The organism is Halomonas sp. 707D4, from assembly GCF_024158685.1.
Lineage (GTDB): Bacteria > Pseudomonadota > Gammaproteobacteria > Pseudomonadales > Halomonadaceae > Vreelandella.
In genome coordinates this window covers 1-3,349 of sequence record NZ_JAMZBD010000349.1, presented here as the reverse complement: position 1 = coordinate 3,349, position 3,349 = coordinate 1, and the positions used below count along the sequence as shown (strand labels likewise).

Below are 3,349 nucleotides of genomic sequence, written 5' to 3'. Positions count from 1 at the left end.
TCCTTGCGGGCCATCATCTTGGTGACGTCCATGGAGACATCGCCGGCCTGGATGCCCAGGTCATCGAAATCGTGCTTGGCTTCGATGTACTTGTGCGAGGCTTCGAGCAGCGCCTTGGAAGGAATGCAGCCCACGTTCAGGCACGTGCCGCCGTGAACCACGTTGCCTTCCTTGCCGATCCACTTCTCGACGCAGGCCACTTTCTTGCCGAGCTGGGCCGCGCGGATGGCGGCGACGTAGCCGCCGGGGCCGGCGCCGATAACGATTACATCAAACTTGTCAGCCATGTTGGCTCCTTTCGCTGAGTGACCCTTGCGGTGATTGAAACAGAGCAAGAGGCCTTGGGCGATAACATGAAACGTCTGGGAGAGCGTGCGAGTGCGCCGGGAGTCGCCCGGCGCACGTGGCGTTACACGTCCAGCAGCAGGCGCGCCGGATCTTCCAGCAGGTTCTTGATGGTGACCAGGAACTGGACCGCGTCCTTCCCATCGATCATGCGGTGGTCATAGGAGAGCGCCAGGTACATCATCGGGCGGATCTCGACCTTGCCGTTGACCGCCATCGGGCGCTCCTGGATCTTGTGCATTCCCAGGATGGCCGTCTGCGGCGGGTTGATGATCGGCGTGGAGAGCAGCGAGCCGAAGATACCGCCGTTGGTGATGGTGAAGGTGCCGCCCTGCATCTCGTCGATGCCGAGCTTGCCGTCGCGGGCACGCTTGCCGAAATCGACGATGCCCTTCTCGACGTCGGCGATCTTCATGGCGTCGGTGTCACGCAGTACCGGCACGACCAGGCCACGGTCGGTGGACACGGCCACGCCGATGTCCTGGAAGCCGTGGTAGACGATCTCGTCACCGTCGATGGAGGCGTTGACGTCCGGGAAGCGCTTGAGCGCTTCGGATGCCGCCTTGACGAAGAAGCCCATGAAGCCGAGCTTGGTGTCGTGGGCCTTCTGGAAGGTCTCCTTGTACTGCGCGCGCAGATTCATCACCGCGCCCATGTCCACCTCGTTGTAGGTGGTGAGCATGGCGGCGGTCTGCTGGGCTTCGACCAGACGCTTGGCGATGGTCTTGCGCAGGCGCGTCATCGGCACGCGCTTCTCGGCGCGATCCCCTTCTGCCACCGGCGCGGCGGCTTTCTTGGCCGGCGCCGAGGACTTGGTGGCTTTCTTGGCGCTGCCATCCTTCACGGCCTTCTGCACGTCTTCCTTCAGGACGCGACCGCCCTTGCCGGTGCCTTCGATCCTGGACACGTCCAGATCGTGCTCGGCGATCATCTTGCGCGCCGCCGGGGCGACGATCTTGTCGCCCACTTTCTCGTCGGCGCCGTCATCGTCGCTGCCTTCAGAGGCGCTTGCGCTCTGGCTTTCGCCCGCGCCGCTATCGCCGCCGGCACCTTCGGTGAACACGGCCAGAACCGCTTCGGACTCGACCTGGCTGCCCTCTTCGGCCTTGATCTCGGCCAGTGCGCCGTCGGCGGGGGCGACGACTTCGAGCACGACCTTGTCGGTCTCGATGTCGGCCAGCACTTCGTCACGCTTGACCGCTTCGCCCACTTTCTTGTGCCAGGTGGCCACGGTGCCTTCCTGGATCGACTCGGGGAAGCTCGGCGCCTTCACGTCGTGCTGCTTGCCACCGGACGCCTTGCCGCCTTCAGAGGCAGACGCCTTGGCAGCACCCTCTTCCTTTTCGCTCTTCTCGGCCTTCTCGCCATCGCCGGACTTATCCCCGGACTTGGCATCGCCAGCGGCGCCGAGCTTGCCCAGCACCTGTTCGGATTCGACGGTATCGCCCTCTTCGGCCATCACGTCGGAAAGCGTGCCCGCTTCCGGCGCGAGGACCTCGAGCACCACCTTGTCGGTCTCGATCTCGACGATCAGCTCGTCGCGCTCGACGCTGTCACCCGGCTTCTTGTGCCACGCGGCTACCGTGCCTTCGGCAACGGATTCCGGAAAGGTCGGCGCTTTGATCTCAGTAGCCATGTCATTTCCCTTATAGGTTCTTTAAACCCGGTGGGCGCTTATAGATTGAAAGCGTCTTCCACCAGCTGGCGCTGCTGTTCGGTGTGGACGGACATGTAACCTGCCGCGGGAGCCGCAGAGGCCGGACGTCCGGCGAATTTCAAGTCACGGCCCAGGCCGTCCTTGAGCATATCGGCCACGATCCGCATGTGGTGCTGGCTGGAGTACCAGGCACCCTGGTTCTGCGGCTCTTCCTGGCACCATACGATGTCTTCCACGTTGGCATACGCCTGAAGCGCTTCCAGAAGCTCTTCCTTCGGGAAGGGGTAAAGCTGCTCGAGGCGAACGATGACCGTATCGGTGCGCTCGTTTTCCACGCGCCAGTTGGCCAGATCGTAATAAACCTTGCCGGCGCACATGATGACCCGAGTGACCTTTTCCGCCGGCAGATCCGCCTGGTCCGGCAGCACCATGTGGAACTTGCCGTCGGCCAGATCCTCGAGGCTCGAGGTGGCGTCCTTGTGGCGCAGAAGCGACTTGGGCGACATCACGATCAGCGGCTTTCTCAGCGGGCGGATCACCTGGCGACGCAGCAGATGGAAGATCTGCGCGGGCGTGGTGGGCACGCACACCTGCATGTTGTGCTCGGCGCACATCTGCAGGAAACGCTCGAGACGCGCCGAGGAGTGCTCGGGGCCCTGGCCTTCGTAGCCGTGGGGCAGCAGCATGGTCAGACCGCACAGCCGACCCCACTTGGTCTCGCCGGAGGAGATGAACTGATCCACCACCACCTGGGCACCGTTGAAGAAGTCGCCGAACTGCGCTTCCCAGATGACCAGGTCGTTGGGTGCAGTGGTCGAGTAGCCGTACTCGAAGGCCAGCACGGCTTCTTCCGAGAGGAAGGAGTCGTGGATGGTGAAGCGCGGCTGACCGTCGGCCATGTTCTGCAGCGGCACGTAGGTGCTGCCATCCTTCTGGTTATGGATGACGGCGTGGCGGTGCGAGAAGGTGCCGCGGCCCACGTCCTGGCCGGTGATGCGGATCGGGTGGCCCTGATCGAGCAGCGTGGCGTAGGCAAGTGTCTCGGCGAAGCCCCAGTTGAGCCCCATGCCGCCGGCCTGCATCTTGCGCCGGTCCTCGTAGATCTTGGCGACCTGGCGCTGCACGTCGACCCCGTCCGGGATCTCGCACATTCGGGCGGCGAGCTGTTGCAGGCGCTTCATGTCGACGGTGGTGTCGGCATCGCCGGACCACTCGTGGCCCAGGTACGGCGCCCAGTCGACGAACAGCGACTTGTTGGGTTCCTGAACCAGCGCATTGGCGACGTGGTTGCCCGCCACGAGGTCGTCGCGGTAGGTCTCGACCATCGCCTTGGCGTCGTCTTCGGAG

General features: G+C 63.9%; 2 protein-coding genes and 1 pseudogene. All 3 read right to left on the bottom strand.

Annotated features, from left to right (window positions below; translation table 11 throughout):
• Window positions 1–287 (bottom strand): FAD-dependent oxidoreductase (locus BIS11_RS13405; protein WP_253586254.1); only part of this gene is annotated, 287 nt, incomplete at its 3' end.
• A 122-nt stretch (window positions 288–409) separates the two neighbouring features.
• Window positions 410–1,981: a 2-oxoglutarate dehydrogenase complex dihydrolipoyllysine-residue succinyltransferase gene (gene odhB, locus BIS11_RS13400; protein WP_253586253.1), complete on the bottom strand. Its 1,572-nt coding sequence runs from the start codon at window positions 1,979–1,981 to the stop codon at window positions 410–412.
• Between the two features lie 38 nt (window positions 1,982–2,019).
• Window positions 2,020–3,349, bottom strand: a pseudogene (locus BIS11_RS13395) (2-oxoglutarate dehydrogenase E1 component); the annotation flags it as partial.